The 3,609-nt window shown below is 40.3% G+C and carries 5 protein-coding genes and 1 pseudogene; 2 read left to right on the top strand and 4 right to left on the bottom strand.

All coding sequences use genetic code 11. The annotated features are described in order from the left end of the window. Positions 1-39 precede the first annotated feature (39 nt). A complete protein-coding gene (locus tag JC606_RS22790) occupies positions 40-348 on the bottom strand; it encodes a hypothetical protein (RefSeq protein WP_198779508.1) in 309 nt (102 codons plus the stop codon). A 445-nt stretch (positions 349-793) separates the two neighbouring features. On the opposite strand from JC606_RS22790, the pseudogene JC606_RS22785 reads away from it, so the two are divergent. Then, a pseudogene (locus JC606_RS22785) lies at positions 794-1,084 on the top strand (alpha/beta fold hydrolase); the annotation flags it as partial. A 132-nt stretch (positions 1,085-1,216) separates the two neighbouring features. On the opposite strand, the gene JC606_RS22780 reads toward JC606_RS22785, so the two are convergent. From JC606_RS22780 to JC606_RS22770, 3 genes are read right to left on the bottom strand one after another with little or no spacing between them, the layout of a single operon-like run. Beyond that, a complete protein-coding gene (locus JC606_RS22780) occupies positions 1,217-1,714 on the bottom strand; it encodes a DUF4865 family protein (RefSeq protein WP_198779507.1) in 498 nt (165 codons plus the stop codon). Next, complete coding sequence (locus tag JC606_RS22775) at positions 1,711-2,115, bottom strand: tautomerase family protein (protein WP_004739426.1); 405 nt, start codon at positions 2,113-2,115, stop codon at positions 1,711-1,713. Before JC606_RS22775 ends, JC606_RS22780 begins: the two co-directional genes overlap by 4 nt. Continuing rightward, positions 2,115-2,441: a carboxymuconolactone decarboxylase family protein gene (locus JC606_RS22770; RefSeq protein ID WP_198779506.1), complete on the bottom strand. Its 327-nt coding sequence runs from the start codon at positions 2,439-2,441 to the stop codon at positions 2,115-2,117. Before JC606_RS22770 ends, JC606_RS22775 begins: the two co-directional genes overlap by 1 nt. Positions 2,442-2,547: 106 nt before the next feature. Here JC606_RS22770 and JC606_RS22765 point away from each other — a divergent pair, with 106 nt between their 5' ends. After that, positions 2,548-3,417 carry a LysR substrate-binding domain-containing protein gene (locus JC606_RS22765; protein WP_004739423.1) on the top strand — a complete coding sequence of 290 codons (870 nt, stop codon included), beginning with the start codon at positions 2,548-2,550 and terminating at the stop codon, positions 3,415-3,417. Positions 3,418-3,609: the final 192 nt, after the last annotated feature.

Genomic DNA, 3,609 nt, shown 5'->3' with positions numbered 1-3,609 from the left:
AAGGATCAGATCGCAGGACTCGAAAAAGGTTCAACTGATTTAGGCAACAACGCCAACTTCAGATAGAAATTTTGTTTTTAAATGTTTAGCCTCGGTCGGATCGGCATTTTCATGAAAACCTTCTAAACACCTCAACAATTCTTTATAAGATTCTTCCTTACGGTAGTATTGCTCCCAAATACGCTTGCGCGATTCATTAAGAAACCACGCTATAACTGCACCAAACAATGGAACCGAGAACTTCAAAAAATCTATTGATAGGAAAATATCTGTAAAAGAATTCATTAAAAACGTAGTCTCAAGTCTGATAATAATTAGAATCACATAATAACAAAAACCGGTGTTCATTATTCCTTTTATGGTAAATGTTCGAGTTTGCTATCAGAAACAGCCCTCAGACCACCTTAAACGCAATTAAAGAAGATTTCAGACACTTAAACAAGGCGTATGCTTCCATGGCGCCTTGTAAGTTTATGACGCTTTAAGAGCTGTTTGTAGAGCAAAAGTCATCGAGTTGCTTTGAACTAAGGACTGCACTCTGATACCCATTTTACGCTCTTTGTGAGTTTGGTTGTCAGATTAGTTCTATTAGGTCAAAAACTATTCGACTGTGATGGTAGGCTTTTTGGCGAAACCAATTTCGGTCAAGAAATCAGTTGGTTAAGTTACCAAGCACGAGAGAGGTGTTTGTCTAAATCACCCTTGACCTGTCTACAGCTTCACACTTTATAGTGCTTATATTGATTGAGAGGGGCACTTTCTGTGTTCCCTCCAAGGTAAGTAGAGAGACACTATGAAACGTTTAATTCTAAACATCACACTCTTGGTATTCTTGGCGCTTAGTAGCATGAATGCCATGGCTCATGATTCAACGGTTAAGTAAGGTATTGCGATATCTCACGATGGTGAGCAAATTGCGTATGGCAAAAGTGGGAGCGGGGATACGGCGCTGATCTTCATTCACGGTTGGAGCTTAGACAGCAGGCTTTGGCAAAACCAAGTAAGTGAGTTCTCAAAGCAGTACCAAGTGATCACTATGGTTGCATTAGCCGAAGACGTGAAATCGGCAATCTCTTCTGATAGATAGAAAACCCAAGGCCTCGCATTGCGAGGCTTTTTAGATCAGGAAACGGGTGCTAACTCATTATTGGACAAAAGTGTGTTTTGGCTTAGGTCAAAACACACTTAATTATGTTAGTGAACCTAATGCATTTCATTACTCAATATTATTTTGACCATGAGCAACATACCCCACAGAGTAAACTTCACCGCTACTATCATCAATACCTTCTGAGCTACTCAACCACGTTAAACCGAGCGTTTCCCACGAGATATAATCTAAGCCGTGTACATCTGTATGTTGGTTGACTTTATTATGAATACACGCAAGAGAATGGTGCGAATCAGGAACGTTTGGCTCGTCGTCAACGAACCAAATATCAACCTTTGGGCGACCGAATTGTTCGCAAAGAGCTTTGAATCCATCACTTTGGAGAAATAAGACCATTGCGTGATGATCTCTCCAAACATAAAACGGGGCGTAGCTATTCATCTGATTTTCATAATTTTTCGCGTCTTTACGCGAATAAAGATAGGCTTTAAAAATTAACCCTGGGAACCCATCTAATAAGTGACCTTTTTCCTTGATACGAGCTTCTATTTTTTCCATAGGATAATCAGACGGGAGAACGATTTTATATTGCATTGCTATCATTGTATTATCTCCATTTCATCTTTCCATGACTGACCAGAGGAAAAAGACCAGTCTTCTGGGCCATTGAATTGAACAATGATCATGATATCTTCTTTACGAATGGGGGTTTGGGCCTGAAGTTGCTCACACAACGCTTTGTACAAGGCTCGCTTTTGTTCATGGTCACGTGATTTTCCAGCGAATATGTGAAACAAAATTCCAGATTCACTACGACTTTGAGCCAGATTTGGATAATTCGAATTAAAAACCTTTTGCTGTGGGGCATGAATGTCGAATATTTGAAAACAGTCTCCATTCGGTACTGCAAAATAAGCTTCTAAACATTGCTGGAGAATATGTGATATTTGATGCTTATAGTTTTCAAATAACTCATTACCTATAGAAATTCGTGTCATTGGCATTAGTCATTCCCCTCGTGGTCCATCTCATCTAACCGCTCAAGTGCAGAAGCCGTTACAGGCCAACCGGCATAAAAAGCAAGATGAGTCATTGTTGCGCTCAGTTCTTTTACTGTCAGTCCGTTACTTAATGCCCGAGCTAAATGACCCGGTAGTTGTTCCACACGATTTAAAGCCACTAATGCGGTGATGGTTATCAGACTTCTATCACGAGTGCTCAGACTCTCATCACGCCATATCTGTCCAAATAAGATATCTTCCGTAACTTTATGAAATTGTGGAGCAATTTCAGCAAACAGTTTCATTAAGTGTTGTTCTTTTGTATCCATATATTTCCCCTGTTTTTTCGTCTACTGGAAAAGAATAAGTTGATTTTTTAATATAAAAAATCAAAACTATTTTGATATACAGTTTTGATTTTCAGGATAGTTGAACATGCGGAATCTGGATTTAGATGCCTTACGATGTTTTGTCTTAGGAATTGAGTTAGGCAGCTTTGCAGCTGCAGCTGAACGACTTAATCGTTCACCCTCTGCGGCCAGTGCCCAGTTAAAAAAGCTCGAACAGCAGTGCAACACGTCATTAGTGACCAAAATCGGCCGCCATCTAGAGCCGACTGAAGCAGGTGAAATTATTCTGGCTTATGCCCGTCGCATGCTTCAGTTAAATGACGAAGCTCTAAACCAGTTAGTGGAAAATTCATTGATGGGGAAAGTGGTTTTTGGCTTACAAGAAGATTTTAGTGACGTACTATTACCTCAGTTGCTAGGTGTATTCTCTCGCTCACATCCAAATTTACAATTGCAATCCATTGTTGGGCGCCATCAGGAGTTGATGGATGGCATTCAATCTGGTGAGTTAGACTTTTCATTGGGATGGAGAGGTGAAAAATCGGCGCCATATAGTGAACTTCTGGCAGAATTACCACTGTACTGGTATGGGCCAGCAAATAAATATCTTAAAGAATCCATTAATATTTCTAAACCTGTACCACTAGTCATGCTTGATGGTTCTTGCATTATCAGACAACAAGCCATAGCAGCATTAGATCGCGAGGGGATTCCATGGAAAATTACCTTTGTTGGCCGAAGTCTGAGTAACTTATGGAGCGCTGTTGATGCCGGCTTAGGAGTTACGGTTCGCTCTTCTTTCAGTCACCCGGATACTATTAGTAAGTTGGATGGTTTGCCGGTCCTTGGAAAACTTAGATTGTGCCTCGATCGTAATCAATATAAGTTAGAAAAAGTACAGGAACAGTTGTATGACGAATTAAAACAACAACTTACACTCTATATCAAAAAGTAAAGTGATGGAATTGCTGCCAGAATTGTGGACATAAAAGTCCACACGATGAGCAAGCCTGAGTCAGATTGAATCATTAGGTAAACTAGTCCAAAATCACATTAATTCGATGTGAATGAGTATTTGCGCTAACAAGCTTTGGGGCGTGCGACGTGAAGTCGTATGAAGCGCTGTTCACCGCTTAATGTGTGAACC

The organism is Vibrio sp. IB15, from assembly GCF_016406055.1.
GTDB lineage: Bacteria > Pseudomonadota > Gammaproteobacteria > Enterobacterales > Vibrionaceae > Vibrio > Vibrio chagasii.
The sequence above is the reverse complement of the archived record's forward strand: the minus strand, read 5'-3'. Positions and strand labels throughout refer to the sequence as shown.